Genomic DNA, 17,084 nt, shown 5'->3' with positions numbered 1-17,084 from the left:
TCGCGTCAAAACGCTACCGACCTAGGATGATCCTTGCGAGTAACGGCCCGCCGACCTGCGAGTCGACGCAGCAGTGCCTGGCAACCTTCGAGCGACGACGCGCCGGCATGCCCTCGACAACAACGCGCTGACAGCCACTCCTACCGCACCCACCCGGCTGCAACCACTTAGCAACTTGCCATTACTGACGCAGATCAGTATTAATCTACGCCGCCCAGGCCGACAACCGACCTTTTTGCGGCACATCATTCCCTGCAAGAATGAAATTTCCCTTTTCTGTTCGGTACGTATTCGCTATGTCCAAACGCCTGATGCCCTCGACCACTGCCTTGCAGTGCTTTGAAGCCGCTGCACGCCACTTGAGTTTCACGCGCGCAGCACAGGAGCTGCACCTGACCCAGAGCGCCGTCAGCAAGCAAGTCGCGCAGCTTGAGGACATGCTTTCCCATCCGCTGTTCGAGCGTATTCGTAGGCGTTTGCACCTGACTCCAGCCGGCGCGCTGTACCTGACCGAGGTGAACAAGATCCTCACCCAGATCGACATGTCCAGCCGCTACATCCTCAGTTACGGCGACGAAACCGAAGTGCTGCGCATCGCCACCCAGCCGACCTTCGGCGCGCGTTGGCTGGTGCCGCGCCTGCAGGGATTTGCCGATCAGTACCCGCGTATCAACCTGGATGTGCGCAACGAACTGGAGCCGTTCGACCTGGTGCAGGCCAAGGCCGACATTGCCTTCTTCTTCGGCCAGGGCACCTGGCCGGGTGCCACCTGCCTCGAGCTGTTCAGTGAAACCGTGGTGCCGGTGTGCGCCCCAACCTTGCTCAACAGCCACCGCTTCGACAGCGCCAGCGCGCTCACCGAGCACCGCTTGCTGCAGTGTGCGTCGCGCCCAGAAGCCTGGCACGAGTGGTTCCTGGGCCTGGGCCTGCACAGCCAGAACAGCTACCACGGCCTCCGCTTCGACACCTTCTACCTGTGCATCCGCGCCGCCATCGCCGGCTGCGGCATCGCCCTGATTCCGCGCTATCTGGTGGCCGAAGAACTGGCCGAGGGCAAGCTGGTGGTGGCCTGGGACCATCCCGTACCGAGCAACGGTCGGCACTTCATGGCCCATGCCGAGCACGCCGCACAAGTGCCCAAGGTGCGCGCATTCGTCGAGTGGATCGGCGAGCGGCTGGCAGCGGAGTGCTGATCGTCGACGTGCCTGGGTCATGCCTGGGGGGAATGACCGCAATCGGATAATTCGTTTGCGCGCAGGCTTGCCGACGCGCTTCGATAACGTCAAATTCGAACCCAGGCGTGCGCACAGATGAACCCGGACACTATCAGCCAATCCATTTCCATCGTTCACCCGATCATGCTGTCCCACGGCCGCAATGCCGAAGTCTGGGACAGCGAAGGCAAGCGCTACATCGATTTCGTCGGCGGCATTGGCGTGCTCAATCTGGGGCACTGCAACCCGGCCGTGGTCGAGGCGATCCGCGAGCAGGCCACACGCCTCACTCATTACGCCTTCAATGCCGCGCCGCACGCACCGTATGTGCAGGTCATGGAACGCCTCAGCCAGTTCGTTCCGGTGAGCTACCCGCTGGCAGGCATGCTCACCAACAGCGGCGCGGAAGCGGCGGAGAACGCACTGAAAGTGGTGCGTGGCGCCACCGGCAAGCGCGCCATCATCGCCTTCGACGGCGCCTTCCACGGGCGCACCCTGGCCACCCTCAACCTCAACGGCAAAGTGGCGCCGTACAAGCAGCGCGTCGGCGAGCTGCCAGGGCCGGTGTACCACCTGCCCTACCCCAGCGCAGACACGGGCGTTACCTGCGAAGAAGGCTTGAAGGCGCTGGAGCGGTTGTTCAGTGTGGAGCTTGCCGTGGAGGACGTTGCGGCGTTCATTCTGGAGCCGGTCCAGGGGGAAGGCGGCTTTCTCGCCATGGACCCGACCTTTGCCCAGGCGCTGCGGCGCTTGTGTGACAGTCACGGCATCCTGATCATCGCAGACGAGATTCAGTCGGGCTTTGGCCGTACCGGCCAGCGTTTCGGCTTTAGCCGCCTGGGCATCGAGCCCGACCTGCTGCTGCTCGCCAAGAGCTTGGCCGGGGGCATGCCACTGGGCGCGGTGGTCGGCCGGCGCGAGGTGATGTCGGCGCTGCCCAAAGGCGGCTTGGGTGGCACCTATTCAGGCAACCCGATTGCCTGTGCGGCGGCACTGGCCAGCCTGGAACAGATGACCGATGAAAACCTGTCGAGCTGGGGCGAGCGCCAGGCGCAGGCGATCCAGAACCGCTACCAGCGCTGGCAGGCCACCCGCCTGACCCCGTATCTGGGCCGGCTGACCGGTGTCGGCGCGATGCGCGGTATCGAACTGATCAACCTCGACGGCAGCCCTGCGACCGCACAACTGGCTCAACTGCTCGACGCCGCCCGCGCCAAGGGCCTGTTGTTGATGCCCAGCGGCAAGGCCCGGCACATCGTCCGCCTGCTGGCGCCGCTGACGATCGAGCCGGCGATTCTCGAAGAGGGTCTGGATGTGCTCGAGGACTGCCTGGCCGCACTGGTCTAGCCCTTACAGGCCCAGCTCTTCGGGGGTCAGCATGTCGCACTCGAAAGCGATCCAGCCGCCTTCGAGCTCGGCATGGCCATTGACGATCGGGCCGTAGTAGGCAAGGCCGTTTTCCAGGGTCACGCAAATGTGCGTCGGCGTTTCCGGGGCTGCCAGAGTGTTGACGAAATGCACTTTCTTCAAGGTCTCGGTGACCGCTTCCAGGCCGATCCGCACATTGGGATTTTCCGAGGCTTCGACATCACCGGCGTAGTTTTCGGTGCTGACGGTGATAGTGGCGTTGTAGGGGTAGGTGCTCAACGGGTCGACCTCAATGGCAATGGGGAAGCGCTACAGGGCGCGTAGGGTACGGCAGCGCGGTGCGGTTGTCTCTAGCCCGCCGATGGTCTCGCCTGCTGCGATCTGGTACGGTGCCCGCCGATCTACGCCCCACCCATGAGGACACCCGAGTGAGCGCCGACCAACCCATGACCGCCGACCTGTTCGATGTCGACAAACGCCTGATGCTGAAGCCCGTGGTGGAATTCAACGGCTACCTGCGCAGCGCCTTCGGCGAGGGCCCATGCAACTGCTACCGCTGCATCGAAAGCGGCGGCGAGCAGCTCGACTACAGCCACCTGCACACCTTTACCTTCGACGGCAGTCTCAGCCATCGGCGCTTTGCCAGCACCTCGGCCAGCGAGGTGCTGCTGCGGCTGAAGAAAGCCTGGCTGTCGTACACCCAGGAAGATCTACAGACGCTGGGCGTGCTGAACCTGGACAAGCTCAAGACCTTCATCGAACCCCACCTGCACGAACGCCTGGTCACACTGCTCGGCGCCAGCGGGCTGGCCCATGAGGAAGACGGCCAGTGGCACCTGCTGGCCCTGGCCGACTAGACCAGACCCACACAGCCCTCACGCCCAGGTGGTGTTCAACGCAGCATGAACGCCCGTGGAGACCTTGCCCCCTGGCCTGGGCAACTCCGGCGCGGCGCTTGGCGCCCCTTCAGTGCTGCCCGCCAGCACGGTGCAGCAACTTCTTGCAGCGCTCCGACAGGTGCACCACACGCAGGTGCTTGCCCGCTTTGGCATACCGCTCACGCAAAGTCTGCAGTGCTGCCACGGCGGAGTAATCGACAAAACTCAGGTGCTGGCAGTCGAGCGTGACTTGAGCCGGATCGCCGGCCGGATCGAACTGGTTGAGAAACGGCGCAGTCGAGGCGAAGAACAGCGTGCCGTGAGCCTGATAGTGCTTATGGCCCTCGGCATCGATGCGGCCCTCGGCATACAGCTCGCGGGCATGCTGCCAGGCGAAGTTGATCGCCGCGATGACGATGCCGAACAGCACCGCTGCCGCCAGGTCGGTGAGCACCGTCACCACAGTGACCGCCACGATGGCCAGCATGTCGCTGGCCGGCACCTTGTGCAGCACTCGCAGCGAGGCCCAGGCGAAGGTCTGCTGCGCCACCACGAACATCACGCCCACCAATGCCGCCAGCGGAATACGCTCGATCAACGGCGAGAGGAACAGCACGAACAGCAGGATCATCACGCCCGCCACCACCCCCGACAGCCGCCCGCGGCCACCGGAACTGAGGTTGATCACGGTCTGACCGATCATCGCGCAGCCGCCCATGCCGCCGAACAACCCTGAAGCCATGTTGGCCGCGCCCAGGGCCACACACTCGCGGTCTGGGAAGCCGCGGCTTTCGGTGATCTCGTCGGTGAGGTTGAGCGTCAGCAGGGTTTCCAGCAGGCCGACCATGGCCATCAGCAAGGCGTAGGGCGCGATGATCTGCAGGGTCTCCAGGCTCCACGGCACCTGTGGCAAGGCCAGCGCCGGCAGGCCACCGGCGATCTGCGCCATATCACCCAGGGTGCGGGTGGGCAGGTCGAGGAAGAACACCAGCAGGCCCACGCCGAGAATCGCCACCAGCGCCGGGGGCACAACCTTGGTCAGCCTGGGCAGCACGTAGACCACCAGCATGGTCAGGGCCACCAGGCCCACCATCACGTACAGCGACGCGCCGCCCAGCCACTGCCCCCCTTCCTTGAAGTGTTCCAGCTGAGCCATGGCGATGACGATCGCCAGGCCGTTGACGAAGCCCAGCATCACCGGGTAAGGCACCAGACGGATCAACTTGCCCAGGCGCAACACGCCGAACAGCACCATCAAGGCGCCACCCAGCAGCACCGTGGCCAGCAGATACTCGACACCGTGCTGTACCACCAGCGCCACGATCACCACCGCCATGGACCCGGCCGCGCCGGAAATCATGCCGGGGCGACCGCCCAACAGCGCGGTCAGCGTGCAGATGATGAAGGCGCCGTACAGGCCCATGAGCGGGTTGAGGTGCGCCACCAGGGCGAAGGCGATGCACTCAGGCACCAAGGCGAATGCGGTGGTAAGGCCGGCCAAGAGGTCGGCGCGAAGTCGGGCGGGTTTCATGGAGTTCCTGTGGCAAGGCGGGTATGCGACAGCGGGCGATCAGGCGAGTGACCGTAGCGCAAGCAGAAGAAAGGGGCGCAATGTTACGGAATTTGTCAGCCATCGACCACCGTTGCCGCCGCTCTGACGACAAGCGCAACAGGGGCAGGCGCGCCGTCGTTTAGTTTGCCATCATGCATGGATCTACCTCCGGAGATCGGCCCCATGCTGCGAAGAACCTGCCTCGCGACCCTGCTCCTGGCCAGCAGCCTGACCTGCCAGGCTGCCACCGAAGTGGTGCCCTTGCAGCACCGTACCAGCGCGCAACTGCTGCCCACGGCCCAGGCGTTCATCGGCACCGACGGCTCGGTCAATGCGTTTGAAGACAAACTGGTGGTCAACGCCCCGCAAAATCGCATCGACGAACTGCGCGCCCTGCTGCAACAGCTCGACACCGCGCCCAAGCGCCTGCTGATCAGCGTCGACAACAGCGACAGCAACTACCAGGACAACCGGGGCAACAGCCGGGTGATCCAGTACGGCACCAGCAATCGCGAAGGCGGGCTGCAGCAGATCCGCGCCAGCGAGGGGCAGCCGGCGCTGATTCAAGTGGGCCAGAGCATCCCCATCACCAGCAGCGCGACCGACAGCTACGGCCGTGTGCAGAGCAACACGCAGTACCGTAACGTCACCCAAGGCTTCTATGTCACGCCGAGCATCAGCGGCAACACGGTTCATCTGCAAATCAGCAACAATCATGACCGCATCAGCCCCGAACAGGCTGATGTAGTGAAGGTACAAAGCAGCGACACGACACTCACCGGCAACCTCGGCGAGTGGATCACGCTGGCGGGTTTCGATCAGCAGAGTCGGGCCGATCAAAGCGATTCGCAGGTCACCTACAGCACTCAGCGCGGGGAAAACATGACAGTCCGGGTCAAGGTCGATCTGGTGGAATGACCGTGACACCGAAAAGCACGACCAAAGGCCCCGAAACTGACCGGCAAGTCGTATTAGACCAAAGATGTAGTGCTTAATAAAAACCACTACAAAGTCGTTGACAGGGTGTTTTTGCGCTAGGCATGATGGCCCCGCTCCCGCTCATCAGGGGCCCTGCACAGGGCCTTCGCAGCTCCGCCACCCCGGAGACGCTGCGTGTCCATCCAGCCCACAAGGCGGTTCGACGGGATTGTGACTGCATTGGAGAAGGTCTTCGAAGGACGCAAGCGCATCACCGCAGCCACCGGCACCGAACAGTGCGACCGCAGCACGGCATCCACGAGCCAACCTGCCCAACGTGTTCAGCCCACCTGCACCGCGTCCTGCGAACATCCGTTCTGGTCAGCACAATGCCTCGAACGTGGCAGTTGCCCTGCCCCTGAAGCGCGTGCCGAGCCCAGCACCTATTTCACATGACTGATGCGACGAGGTTTTTTCCCATGGCACTGACACGCGAACAGCAAATTGCAGCCCTCGAGAAAGACTGGGCCGAGAACCCGCGCTGGAAAGGCGTGACCCGTACCTACACCGCCGCCGATGTCGTCCGCCTGCGTGGCTCGCTGCAGCCTGAGCACACCCTGGCCCGAGCCGGCGCCGAGAAACTCTGGACACTGGTCACCCAGGGCGCGCACCCCTCTTTCCGCCCCGACAAAGACTTCGTCAACTGCATGGGCGCCCTCACCGGCGGCCAGGCCGTGCAGCAGGTCAAGGCCGGGATTCAGGCAATCTACCTGTCGGGCTGGCAGGTGGCCGCCGACAACAACTCCGCCGAATCCATGTACCCCGACCAGTCGCTGTACCCCGTCGACTCGGTGCCCACGGTGGTCAAGCGCATCAACAACTCGTTCCGCCGCGCCGACCAGATCCAGTGGAAAGCCGGCAAGAATCCAGGCGACGACGGCTACATCGACTACTTCGCGCCGATCGTGGCCGATGCCGAGGCAGGTTTTGGCGGCGTGCTCAACGCCTATGAGCTGATGAAGAACATGATCGAAGCGGGCGCCGCTGGCGTGCACTTCGAAGACCAACTGGCCTCAGTGAAGAAATGCGGCCATATGGGCGGCAAGGTGCTGGTACCGACCCAGGAAGCTGTGCAAAAGCTGGTAGCCGCGCGACTGGCCGCCGACGTTGCAGGCGTGCCGACCATCATCCTGGCACGCACCGATGCCAACGCCGCCGACCTGCTGACCAGCGACTGCGACCCGTACGACCAACCGTTCGTGATCGGCGAGCGCACCCGCGAGGGCTTCTATAAAGTGCGCGCGGGCCTGGACCAGGCCATTGCCCGCGGCCTTGCCTATGCGCCCTACTCCGACCTGATCTGGTGCGAAACCGCCAAGCCGGATCTGGACGAAGCACGCCGCTTCGCCGAAGCGATCAAGCAGGAATACCCGGATCAATTGCTGTCGTACAACTGCTCGCCATCGTTCAACTGGAAAAAGAACCTCGACGACGCGACCATCGCCAAGTTCCAGCGCGAGCTGTCGGCCATGGGCTACAAACACCAGTTCATCACCCTGGCCGGCATCCACAACATGTGGCACGGCATGTTCAACCTGGCCCATGACTACGCCCGCAACGACATGACCGCCTACGTGAAGCTGCAGGAGCAGGAATTCGCCGACGCCAGCAAGGGCTACACCTTCGTGGCGCACCAGCAGGAAGTGGGCACGGGCTATTTCGATGACGTGACAACCGTGATCCAGGGCGGCGCTTCGTCGGTCACTGCGCTGACCGGCTCTACCGAGGAAGAGCAGTTCCACTGACTGCAGCGGTGACGAAAAAGCCCGGACCGCGAAAGCGTTCCGGGCTTTTCATTGGCCCGACACCCTGCACGACCGCAGTCGACGGTCGGCCTTGATCGGCGCCTGCGCGGGCAGAGTGGCTGATAGCAGCTATGCTTGGCGAACAACGACCCGGCAAGGGCTGCCTTTGTCCCGCTCACGCCTTGGCGCCATTGCACCCCCTGCGCGAGTCGATCGATGCCTGATCGCCCATTCATTGACCCAGCGCGGCACCCACTACGCTTTTATGTGTAGAACAGCGGTTTTTTGCACGCATGCCGCGCGCAGTGAATAAAGCCAACTTGGAGAAGCAATGACCAAGCAAATTAATCGGGCTTTACTTAGATGCTATTAATTATCATTACACACTGTAAATTCATTACAACTACCAAGAAAGATAATTATCCAGAACAGGGCTAAACCCCGAAACTCAAGGCGTACAGCCTGTTACGAGGGTTTTTTGTTCTTAATCCTACGAATAAATTTGCCACAGTAAATTTACTTGCATAGGGTTTACCCATAAAATCAGCGCGATTGCTCCAGCTGCGACATTTCGTCACTGCTCCTGCGACACCACGTCGCCGCTCACATCATTTTCAGTTTGCAGAGCCTGAGCTCTGTATAAGGAATTCAGCATGCCCGATTCGACAGGACTGATCGCCCACAACTGGGGCTTGGCCATCTTCCTTCTCGGTGTCGTCGGTTTGTGCGCGTTCATGCTCGGCCTGTCGAGCCTGCTGGGCAGCAAAGCCTGGGGCCGCGCCAAGAACGAACCGTTCGAATCCGGCATGTTGCCCACCGGCGGCGCGCGCCTGCGCCTGTCGGCCAAATTCTATCTGGTCGCGATGCTGTTCGTGATCTTCGATATCGAAGCCCTCTTTCTCTTTGCCTGGTCTGTGTCCGTCCGCGAAAGCGGCTGGACCGGGTTCGTCGAAGCACTCGTTTTCATAGCAATTCTGTTGGCAGGTCTTGTCTACCTATGGCGCGTGGGGGCTCTTGACTGGGCACCGCAAGCACGCCACAAGCGGCAAGCGAAGCTGAAACAATGAGGCTTTGGCAATGCAATACACGCTCACCAAGATCGATCCAGACGCACCCAACGAGCAGTATCCGGTCGGCGAACGGGAAACCGTCACCGATCAGCTGCTAGAGGATCAGGTCCACAAGAACATCTACATGGGGAAACTCGAAGATGTGCTGCGTGGCGCCGTCAACTGGGGTCGCAAGAACTCACTCTGGCCGTACAACTTCGGCCTGTCCTGCTGCTACGTGGAAATGACCACGGCCTTCACGGCGCCCCACGACATCGCCCGCTTTGGCGCGGAAGTGATCCGGGCATCGCCGCGTCAGGCCGACTTCATGGTCATCGCCGGTACCTGCTTCATCAAGATGGCGCCGATCATTCAGCGTCTCTATGAGCAGATGCTCGAACCCAAGTGGGTGATCTCCATGGGTTCGTGCGCCAACTCCGGCGGCATGTACGACATCTACTCGGTCGTTCAGGGGGTCGACAAGTTCCTCCCCGTGGACGTCTATGTGCCAGGCTGCCCGCCTCGCCCCGAAGCGTTCCTGCAAGGCTTGATGCTGCTGCAGGAATCGATTGGCCAGGAGCGACGCCCGCTGTCCTGGGTCGTGGGCGATCAGGGTATCTACCGTGCCGAGATGCCGGCGCAGAAAGACCTGCGCCGCGAACAGCGTATCGCGGTAACCAACCTGCGCAGCCCCGACGAAGTCTGATCCAGCGACCTGCCGCCCGCTCATCTGGAGCCGGCGGCCTGGCTTCATTCTCTACGTTGACCGAAAGCGACCGAGACCATGACAGCGGACACCGCTATTTATATTCCGCCTTACAAGGCTGACGACCAAGATGTGGTCGTCGAACTGCACAACCGTTTCGGGGCCGACGCCTTCGTCGCCCAGGAAACCCGCACCGGCATGCCGGTGCTGTGGGTCAAGCGCGCTCAGCTCAAGGAAGTGTTGAGCTTCCTGCGCGGCGTGGCCAAGCCCTACAGCATGCTCTACGACCTGCACGGCGTCGACGAGCGCCTGCGCACCCAGCGCCGCGGTTTGCCAGCAGCTGACTTCAGCGTGTTCTACCACCTGATGTCGATCGAACGTAACAGCGACGTGATGATCAAGGTCTCGCTCAGCGAAGGCGACCTGAACCTGCCCACGGTCACCAGCATCTGGCCCAACGCCAACTGGTACGAGCGTGAAGTGTGGGACATGTTCGGCATTGATTTCGCCGGCCACCCGCACCTGAGCCGCATCATGATGCCGCCGACCTGGGAAGGCCACCCACTGCGCAAGGACTACCCTGCCCGCGCCACCGAGTTCGACCCCTATAGCCTGACCCTGGCCAAGCAGCAGCTCGAAGAAGAGTCGGCGCGCTTCAACCCGGAAGCCTGGGGCATGAAGCGTCAGGGCGCCAACGAGGACTACATGTTCCTCAACCTGGGCCCTAACCACCCCTCCGCCCACGGCGCGTTTCGTATCGTCCTGCAGCTGGACGGTGAAGAAATCGTCGACTGCGTACCCGACATCGGTTACCACCACCGTGGTGCCGAGAAGATGGCCGAGCGTCAGTCCTGGCACAGCTTCATTCCCTACACCGACCGCATCGACTACCTCGGCGGGGTGATGAACAACCTGCCGTACGTACTGGCGGTCGAGAAGCTGGCCGGGATCCAGGTGCCGCAGAAAGTCGACGTGATTCGCATCATGCTCGCCGAATTCTTCCGCATCACCAGCCACTTGCTGTTCCTGGGCACCTACATCCAGGACGTTGGCGCCATGACCCCGGTGTTCTTCACCTTCACCGACCGTCAACGCGCCTACACCGTGATCGAAGCCATCACCGGTTTCCGCCTGCACCCGGCCTGGTACCGTATCGGCGGTGTGGCCCACGACCTGCCACGGGGCTGGGAAAAACTGGTCAAGGACTTCGTCGACTGGCTGCCCAAGCGCCTCGACGAATACACCAAGGCCGCGCTGCAGAACAGCATCCTCAAGGGCCGTACTATCGGCGTCGCCGCCTACAACACCAAGGAAGCGCTTGAGTGGGGCACTACCGGTGCCGGCCTGCGCTCCACGGGCTGCGACTTCGACCTGCGTAAAGCGCGCCCGTACTCGGGCTATGAGAACTTCGAGTTCGAAGTGCCGCTGGCGCACAACGGCGACGCCTATGACCGCTGCATGGTGCGCGTGGAAGAGATGCGCCAGAGCATCCGCATCATCGACCAGTGCATGCGCAACATGCCCGAAGGCCCGTACAAGGCGGACCACCCGCTGACCACGCCGCCGCCAAAAGAGCGCACCTTGCAGCATATCGAGACCCTGATCACGCACTTCCTGCAAGTGTCGTGGGGCCCGGTCATGCCGGCCAACGAGTCGTTCCAGATGATCGAAGCGACCAAGGGCATCAACAGTTACTACCTGACGAGCGATGGCGGCACCATGAGCTACCGCACCCGTATCCGCACCCCGAGCTACCCGCACCTGCAGCAGATCCCTTCGGTGATCAAAGGCAGCATGGTCGCCGACCTCATCGCGTATCTGGGCAGTATCGACTTCGTTATGGCTGACGTGGACCGCTAAGCATGAACAACACGCTTATCCAGACTGACCGCTTCGCCCTGAGCGAAGCCGAGCGCTCGGCCATCGAGCACGAGATGCACCACTACGAAGACCCGCGCGCGGCGTCCATCGAGGCCCTGAAAATCGTGCAGAAGGCCCGTGGCTGGGTGCCGGACGGCGCCATTCATGCCATCGGCGAGGTGCTCGGCATTCCGGCCAGCGACGTCGAGGGTGTGGCCACCTTCTACAGCCAGATCTTCCGCCAGCCGGTCGGTCGCCACATCATTCGCGTCTGCGACAGCATGGTCTGCTACATCGGCGGCCATGAATCGGTCGTCAGCCAGATTCAGAGCGAACTGGGCATCGGCCTGGGTCAGACCACCAGCGATGGGCGCTTCACCCTGCTGCCAGTGTGCTGCCTGGGCAACTGCGACAAGGCCCCGGCGCTGATGATCGACGACGAGACCTTTGGCGACGTGCAGCCTGCTGGCGTCAACAAGCTGCTGGAGGGTTACGCATGACCATCACTTCCTTCGGCCCGGCCAACCGCATTGCGCGCAGCGCCGAGACCCACCCACTGACCTGGCGCCTGCGTGACGACGGCGAGCCGGTGTGGCTCAGCGAGTACCAGAGCAAGAACGGCTATGCCGCTGCGCGCACCGCGCTGGCGCAACTGTCGCCCGACGAGATCGTGCAGAACGTCAAGGATTCCGGGCTCAAGGGCCGGGGCGGCGCGGGCTTCCCCACTGGGGTGAAGTGGGGCCTGATGCCCAAAGACGAATCCATGAACATCCGCTACCTGCTGTGCAACGCGGACGAGATGGAGCCCAACACCTGGAAAGACCGCATGCTGATGGAGCAACAGCCCCATCTGCTGATCGAGGGCATGCTGATCAGCGCGCGTGCGCTCAAGGCCTACCGCGGCTACATCTTCCTGCGTGGGGAATACACCACGGCGGCGAAGAACCTCAACCGCGCCATCGATGAAGCCAAGGCCGCCGGCTTGCTCGGCAAGAACATCCTGGGCTCGGGTTTCGACTTCGAGCTGATGGTGCACACCGGCGCCGGCCGCTACATCTGCGGTGAAGAAACCGCGCTGATCAACTCCCTCGAAGGCCGCCGCGCCAACCCACGCTCCAAGCCGCCCTTCCCTGCCGCCGTCGGCGTATGGGGCAAACCTACGTGCGTGAACAACGTCGAGACCTTGTGCAACGTGCCGGCCATCGTCGCCAACGGTAACGATTGGTACAAGGCGCTGGCCCGCGAAGGCAGCGAAGACCACGGTACCAAGCTGATGGGCTTCTCCGGCAAGGTGAAGAACCCCGGCCTGTGGGAACTGCCGTTCGGCGTCACCGCCCGCGAGCTGTTCGAAGACTACGCCGGCGGCATGCGCGATGGCTTCACGCTCAAGTGCTGGCAGCCAGGCGGGGCCGGCACCGGTTTCCTGTTGCCCGAACACCTCGAAGCGCAGATGTACGCCGGCGGCATCGCCAAGGTCGGCACGCGCATGGGGACGGGCCTGGCCATGGCCGTGGACCACACCGTCAACATGGTGTCCCTGCTGCGCAACATGGAAGAGTTCTTCGCCCGTGAGTCCTGCGGCTGGTGCACCCCCTGCCGCGACGGCCTGCCCTGGAGCGTGAAAATGCTGCGCGCTCTGGAGCGCGGTCAAGGCAGCGCTCAGGACATCGAGACGCTGCTCGGGCTGGTCAATTTCCTCGGCCCAGGCCGGACCTTCTGCGCCCACGCACCGGGTGCCGTCGAGCCGCTGGGCAGTGCCATCAAGTACTTCCGCTCGGAGTTCGAGGCCGGTGTCGCCCCTGCTGCGCCAGGCGCCACCTTGAGCCCGAATCTCGCCAAACCACTGCCGGCAGGTCCGGTCGTGGTCGGCGCATAACAAGATGAACGGCGGCTGACCCCGGTCGTCCGCCTGCCCACTGGCCGACCCGAACCGTTCGTGGAAGGCCCGCGGCAAACCGATTTCCATTAGCCACGCCTGCTCACGCGGGCCAACGAAGAACTTTGAACCATGGCCACTATCCACGTAGACGGCAAAGCGCTCGAAGTCAACGGTGCAGACAACCTGTTACAGGCCTGTCTGTCGCTTGGCCTCGACATCCCTTATTTCTGCTGGCACCCGGCGCTTGGTAGCGTCGGCGCCTGCCGGCAGTGTGCAGTCAAACAGTACACCGACGAGAACGACACCCGTGGTCGGATCGTCATGTCCTGCATGACTCCCGCCTCCGACGGCAGCTGGATCTCCATCGAAGACGAGGAATCCAAGGCCTTCCGCGCCAGCGTCGTCGAATGGCTGATGACCAACCACCCGCACGACTGCCCCGTGTGCGAGGAAGGCGGTCACTGCCACTTGCAAGACATGACCGTAATGACCGGTCACAACGAGCGCCGCTACCGCTTCACCAAGCGCACCCACCAGAACCAGGACCTCGGCCCGTTCGTCGCCCACGAGATGAACCGCTGCATCGCTTGCTACCGCTGCGTGCGCTACTACAAGGACTACGCCGGCGGCACCGACCTGGGCGTGTATGGCGCGCATGACAACGTCTATTTCGGCCGCGTCGAAGATGGCGTGCTGGAAAGCGAGTTCTCCGGCAACCTCACCGAGGTCTGCCCGACGGGTGTATTCACGGACAAGACCCACTCCGAGCGCTACAACCGTAAATGGGACATGCAGTTCGCCCCGAGCATCTGCCACGGGTGCTCCAGCGGCTGCAACATCAGCCCCGGCGAGCGCTACGGCGAGCTGCGACGCATCGAGAACCGTTTCAACGGTTCGGTGAACCAGTATTTCCTGTGTGACCGTGGCCGTTTCGGCTATGGCTACGTCAACCGCACGGACCGCCCGCGCCAGCCACGCCTGGCCGACGGCACCACGCTGTCACTCGACGCCGCGCTCGACCACGCGGCTGACCTGCTGCGCGGACGTACCATCGTCGGTATCGGCTCGCCGCGTGCCAGTCTGGAAAGCAACTATGGCCTGCGCGAGCTGGTCGGTGCCGAGTACTTCCACTCCGGGATCGAAGCCGCCGAGCTCGAACGCGTGCGCCTGGCGCTCGAGGTGCTGAACAACAGCCCGCTGCCCGTGCCGACCCTGCGCGACATCGAAAGCCACGACGCGGTGTTCGTGCTCGGTGAAGACCTCACCCAGACGGCCGCGCGTGTCGCCCTCTCGGTGCGCCAGGCCACCAAAGGCAAAGCCCAGGCCATGGCCGAAGGCATGAAAGTACAGCCGTGGCTCGATGCGGCGGTGAAGAACATCGGCCAGCACGCGCTGTATCCGCTGTTCATCGCCTCGCTGACCGACACCAAACTCGACGATGTCGCCGAGGAATGCGTACACGCCGCGCCGGTTGACCTGGCGCGCATCGGCTTCGCCGTCGCCCATGCCATCGACCCGAGCGCTCCGGCCGTGGCCAACCTCGACGACGAAGCCAGCGCCCTGGCCCAGCGCATCGCCGATGCACTGGTCGCGGCCCAGCGCCCGCTGGTGATCGCCGGCACCTCGCTGGCCGAGCCTGCACTGATCGAAGCCGCCGCCAACATCGCCAAGGCGCTGAAGCTGCGTGAAAAAAATGGCTCGCTGAGCCTGGTGGTGCCCGAGGCCAACAGCCTGGGCCTGGCCATGTTCGGTGGCGACAGCGCCGATGCCGCGCTGGATGCCGTGATCAGCGGCAAGGCCGACGCCATGGTGATCCTGGAAAACGACCTGTACGCCCGCCTGCCGGCCGCCAAGGTCGATGCAGCCTTGGCCGCTGCCAAGGTGGTGATCGTCGCCGACCACAGCAAGACCCCGACCAGCGACCGCGCGCACCTGGTGCTGCCGGCCGCTTCGTTCGCCGAAGGCGACGGCACCCTGGTCAGCCTGGAAGGCCGCGCCCAGCGCTTCTTCCAGGTGTTCGACCCGCAGTACCTGGACAGCAGCATCAAGATCCACGAAGGCTGGCGCTGGCTGCATGCCCTGCGCGCAACCCTGCTGAACACGCCGGTGGACTGGACGCAACTGGACCACGTCACCCAGGCTTGCGCCCAGGTCACTCCGCAACTGGCCGGCATCGTCGACGCCGCGCCAAGCGCAGCCTTCCGCATCAAGGGCATGAAGCTGGCCCGTGAGCCGCTGCGCTATTCGGGCCGTACCGCCATGCGCGCCGACATCAGCGTGCACGAGCCGCGCACCCCGCAAGACAAGGACACCGCCTTTGCCTTCTCCATGGAAGGCTACTCCGGGTCGGCCGAGCCGCGCCAACAGGTGCCGTTCGCCTGGTCACCGGGCTGGAACTCGCCGCAGGCCTGGAACAAGTTCCAGGACGAAGTCGGTGGGCACTTGCGTGCCGGTGACCCCGGCGTGCGCCTGATCGAAACCCAGGGTGATCGTCTGAACTGGTTCAGCGCCATCCCGGGTGCCTACAATCCGGCCCGTGGCACCTGGACAGCGGTGCCGCTGTTCCATCTGTTTGGCAGCGAGGAAAACTCTTCGCGCGCGGCCCCAGTGCAATCGCGCATCCCCGAAGCCTACGTGGCCCTGGCCAAGTCCGAAGCCGACCGCCTCGGCGTCAACGAAGGTGCGCTGCTCAGCCTGAGCGTTGCCGGCGTGCCGCTGCGTCTGCCGCTGCGTATCCATGAAGCGCTGGGCGCAGGCCTGGTCGCGCTGCCGAAAGGCCTGGCCGGCATTCCGCCCGCCATCTTCGGTGCCACCGTCGAAGGCCTGCAGGAGGCAGCACAATGAGTTGGTTCACCCCTGAAGTGATCGATGTGATCCTCAGCGTCGTGCGCGCCATCGTGGTGCTGCTGGCGGTGGTGGTATGCGGTGCGCTGCTGAGCTTCGTCGAGCGCCGCTTGCTGGGCTGGTGGCAGGACCGTTACGGTCCGAACCGCGTCGGCCCCTTCGGCATGTTCCAGATCGCTGCCGACATGCTGAAGATGTTCTTCAAGGAAGACTGGAACCCGCCCTTCGTTGACCGGTTCATCTTCACCCTGGCGCCGGTCGTGGCCATGAGTGCACTGCTGATCGCCTTTGCGGTGATTCCGATCACCCCGCTGTGGGGCGTGGCCGACCTGAACATCGGCCTGCTGTTCTTCTTCGCCATGGCCGGGCTGTCGGTGTACGCCGTGCTCTTCGCCGGCTGGTCGTCGAACAACAAATATGCCCTGCTCGGCGCGCTGCGCGCCTCGGCGCAGACCGTGTCGTACGAGGTGTTCCTGGGCCTGGCGCTGATGGGCGTGGTGGTGCAGGTGGGCTCGTTCAACATGCGCGACATCGTCGAGTACCAGGCGCAGAACCTGTGGTTCATCATTCCGCAGTTCTTCGGCTTCTGTACCTTCTTCATCGCAGGCGTCGCGGTCACCCACCGTCACCCCTTCGACCAACCGGAAGCGGAACAGGAACTGGCCGACGGCTACCACATCGAATATGCCGGCATGAAATGGGGCATGTTCTTCGTCGGTGAATACATCGGCATCATCCTGGTGTCGGCGCTGCTGGTGACCCTGTTCTTCGGTGGCTGGCATGGCCCGTTCGATCTGCTGCCGCAGGTGCCGTTCCTGTGGTTCGCGCTGAAGACCGCGTTCTTCATCATGCTGTTCATTCTGCTGCGCGCCTCGATCCCACGCCCGCGCTATGACCAGGTGATGGATTTCAGCTGGAAATTCTGCCTGCCGCTGACCCTGATCAATTTGCTGGTGACCGCTGCGATCGTGCTTTACAACACGCCAGCCGTCGCGGCCCAGTGAGGATTTG

The 17,084-nt window shown here is 63.4% G+C and carries 15 protein-coding genes; 13 read left to right on the top strand and 2 right to left on the bottom strand.

Annotated elements, in window-relative coordinates; translation table 11 throughout:
- The first annotated feature begins 296 nt into the window (after nucleotides 1-296).
- Together gcvA and SJI00_RS06470 are read left to right on the top strand one after the other, a co-directional pair.
- Nucleotides 297-1,193: a transcriptional regulator GcvA gene (gcvA, locus tag SJI00_RS06475; protein WP_322460902.1), complete on the top strand. Its 897-nt coding sequence runs from the start codon at nucleotides 297-299 to the stop codon at nucleotides 1,191-1,193.
- Nucleotides 1,194-1,310: 117 nt separating this feature from the next.
- On the top strand, nucleotides 1,311-2,561 hold the full coding sequence (locus SJI00_RS06470; protein ID WP_322460901.1) for a 2-aminoadipate transaminase: 1,251 nt from the start codon (nucleotides 1,311-1,313) through the stop codon (nucleotides 2,559-2,561).
- Nucleotides 2,562-2,564: 3 nt separating this feature from the next.
- Here SJI00_RS06470 and SJI00_RS06465 read toward each other — a convergent pair whose 3' ends face one another.
- A complete protein-coding gene (locus tag SJI00_RS06465; RefSeq protein ID WP_322460900.1) occupies nucleotides 2,565-2,861 on the bottom strand; it encodes a hypothetical protein in 297 nt (98 codons plus the stop codon).
- A 149-nt stretch (nucleotides 2,862-3,010) separates the two neighbouring features.
- Here SJI00_RS06465 and SJI00_RS06460 point away from each other — a divergent pair, with 149 nt between their 5' ends.
- Entirely contained in the window at nucleotides 3,011-3,439 is a 429-nt protein-coding gene (locus SJI00_RS06460; protein ID WP_322460899.1) for a hypothetical protein, read from the top strand.
- Nucleotides 3,440-3,548: 109 nt separating this feature from the next.
- Here SJI00_RS06460 and SJI00_RS06455 read toward each other — a convergent pair whose 3' ends face one another.
- Nucleotides 3,549-4,991 carry a SulP family inorganic anion transporter gene (locus SJI00_RS06455; RefSeq protein ID WP_322460898.1) on the bottom strand — a complete coding sequence of 481 codons (1,443 nt, stop codon included), beginning with the start codon at nucleotides 4,989-4,991 and terminating at the stop codon, nucleotides 3,549-3,551.
- A 177-nt stretch (nucleotides 4,992-5,168) separates the two neighbouring features.
- On the opposite strand from SJI00_RS06455, the gene SJI00_RS06450 reads away from it, so the two are divergent.
- From SJI00_RS06450 to nuoH, 10 genes are all read left to right on the top strand, one after another.
- Complete coding sequence (locus SJI00_RS06450; RefSeq protein WP_322460897.1) at nucleotides 5,169-5,930, top strand: secretin GspD/PilQ domain-containing protein; 762 nt, start codon at nucleotides 5,169-5,171, stop codon at nucleotides 5,928-5,930.
- A gap of 195 nt (nucleotides 5,931-6,125) precedes the next feature.
- Nucleotides 6,126-6,386: a hypothetical protein gene (locus SJI00_RS06445; RefSeq protein WP_322460896.1), complete on the top strand. Its 261-nt coding sequence runs from the start codon at nucleotides 6,126-6,128 to the stop codon at nucleotides 6,384-6,386.
- 23 nt (nucleotides 6,387-6,409) lie between these two features.
- The gene (gene aceA / locus SJI00_RS06440) at nucleotides 6,410-7,735 is read left to right on the top strand and encodes an isocitrate lyase (RefSeq protein ID WP_322460895.1); all 1,326 of its coding nucleotides are present in this window, start codon (nucleotides 6,410-6,412) and stop codon (nucleotides 7,733-7,735) included.
- A 653-nt stretch (nucleotides 7,736-8,388) separates the two neighbouring features.
- Nucleotides 8,389-8,802, top strand: a complete 414-nt coding sequence (locus SJI00_RS06435) for an NADH-quinone oxidoreductase subunit A (RefSeq protein WP_322460894.1) — start codon at nucleotides 8,389-8,391, stop codon at nucleotides 8,800-8,802.
- Nucleotides 8,803-8,812: 10 nt separating this feature from the next.
- Nucleotides 8,813-9,490: a NuoB/complex I 20 kDa subunit family protein gene (locus SJI00_RS06430; RefSeq protein WP_312934297.1), complete on the top strand. Its 678-nt coding sequence runs from the start codon at nucleotides 8,813-8,815 to the stop codon at nucleotides 9,488-9,490.
- A gap of 78 nt (nucleotides 9,491-9,568) precedes the next feature.
- Nucleotides 9,569-11,350 (top strand): NADH-quinone oxidoreductase subunit C/D, encoded by a 1,782-nt coding sequence (nuoC, locus tag SJI00_RS06425; RefSeq protein ID WP_322460893.1) that lies wholly within the window; start codon nucleotides 9,569-9,571, stop codon nucleotides 11,348-11,350.
- A 2-nt stretch (nucleotides 11,351-11,352) separates the two neighbouring features.
- Nucleotides 11,353-11,850, top strand: a complete 498-nt coding sequence (gene nuoE / locus SJI00_RS06420; protein ID WP_322460892.1) for an NADH-quinone oxidoreductase subunit NuoE — start codon at nucleotides 11,353-11,355, stop codon at nucleotides 11,848-11,850.
- Nucleotides 11,847-13,226: an NADH-quinone oxidoreductase subunit NuoF gene (nuoF, locus tag SJI00_RS06415; RefSeq protein ID WP_322460891.1), complete on the top strand. Its 1,380-nt coding sequence runs from the start codon at nucleotides 11,847-11,849 to the stop codon at nucleotides 13,224-13,226. Before nuoE ends, nuoF begins: the two co-directional genes overlap by 4 nt.
- A 132-nt stretch (nucleotides 13,227-13,358) precedes the next feature.
- Nucleotides 13,359-16,073: an NADH-quinone oxidoreductase subunit NuoG gene (nuoG, locus tag SJI00_RS06410; RefSeq protein WP_322460890.1), complete on the top strand. Its 2,715-nt coding sequence runs from the start codon at nucleotides 13,359-13,361 to the stop codon at nucleotides 16,071-16,073.
- Nucleotides 16,070-17,077: an NADH-quinone oxidoreductase subunit NuoH gene (gene nuoH / locus SJI00_RS06405; RefSeq protein WP_322460889.1), complete on the top strand. Its 1,008-nt coding sequence runs from the start codon at nucleotides 16,070-16,072 to the stop codon at nucleotides 17,075-17,077. The genes nuoG and nuoH overlap by 4 nt, the downstream gene beginning before the upstream one ends.
- Nucleotides 17,078-17,084 lie beyond the last annotated feature (7 nt).

This window comes from Pseudomonas gebzensis (assembly GCF_034427815.1).
Taxonomy (GTDB): Bacteria; Pseudomonadota; Gammaproteobacteria; order Pseudomonadales; family Pseudomonadaceae; genus Aquipseudomonas.
This window is presented reverse-complemented; position numbering and strand designations above follow the sequence as displayed.

What these genes read in the sequence shown, in the direction of transcription:
- SJI00_RS06455 (WP_322460898.1), bottom strand. Translation starts at nt 4,991, where the DNA reads ATGAAACCCGCCCGACTTCGCGCCGACCTCTTGGCCGGCCTTACCACC.
- gcvA (WP_322460902.1), top strand. Translation starts at nt 297, where the DNA reads ATGTCCAAACGCCTGATGCCCTCGACCACTGCCTTGCAGTGCTTTGAA.
- SJI00_RS06470 (WP_322460901.1), top strand. Translation starts at nt 1,311, where the DNA reads ATGAACCCGGACACTATCAGCCAATCCATTTCCATCGTTCACCCGATC.
- nuoG (WP_322460890.1), top strand. Translation starts at nt 13,359, where the DNA reads ATGGCCACTATCCACGTAGACGGCAAAGCGCTCGAAGTCAACGGTGCA.
- nuoF (WP_322460891.1), top strand. Translation starts at nt 11,847, where the DNA reads ATGACCATCACTTCCTTCGGCCCGGCCAACCGCATTGCGCGCAGCGCC.
- SJI00_RS06450 (WP_322460897.1), top strand. Translation starts at nt 5,169, where the DNA reads ATGGATCTACCTCCGGAGATCGGCCCCATGCTGCGAAGAACCTGCCTC.
- aceA (WP_322460895.1), top strand. Translation starts at nt 6,410, where the DNA reads ATGGCACTGACACGCGAACAGCAAATTGCAGCCCTCGAGAAAGACTGG.
- nuoE (WP_322460892.1), top strand. Translation starts at nt 11,353, where the DNA reads ATGAACAACACGCTTATCCAGACTGACCGCTTCGCCCTGAGCGAAGCC.
- nuoC (WP_322460893.1), top strand. Translation starts at nt 9,569, where the DNA reads ATGACAGCGGACACCGCTATTTATATTCCGCCTTACAAGGCTGACGAC.
- SJI00_RS06430 (WP_312934297.1), top strand. Translation starts at nt 8,813, where the DNA reads ATGCAATACACGCTCACCAAGATCGATCCAGACGCACCCAACGAGCAG.
- nuoH (WP_322460889.1), top strand. Translation starts at nt 16,070, where the DNA reads ATGAGTTGGTTCACCCCTGAAGTGATCGATGTGATCCTCAGCGTCGTG.
- SJI00_RS06435 (WP_322460894.1), top strand. Translation starts at nt 8,389, where the DNA reads ATGCCCGATTCGACAGGACTGATCGCCCACAACTGGGGCTTGGCCATC.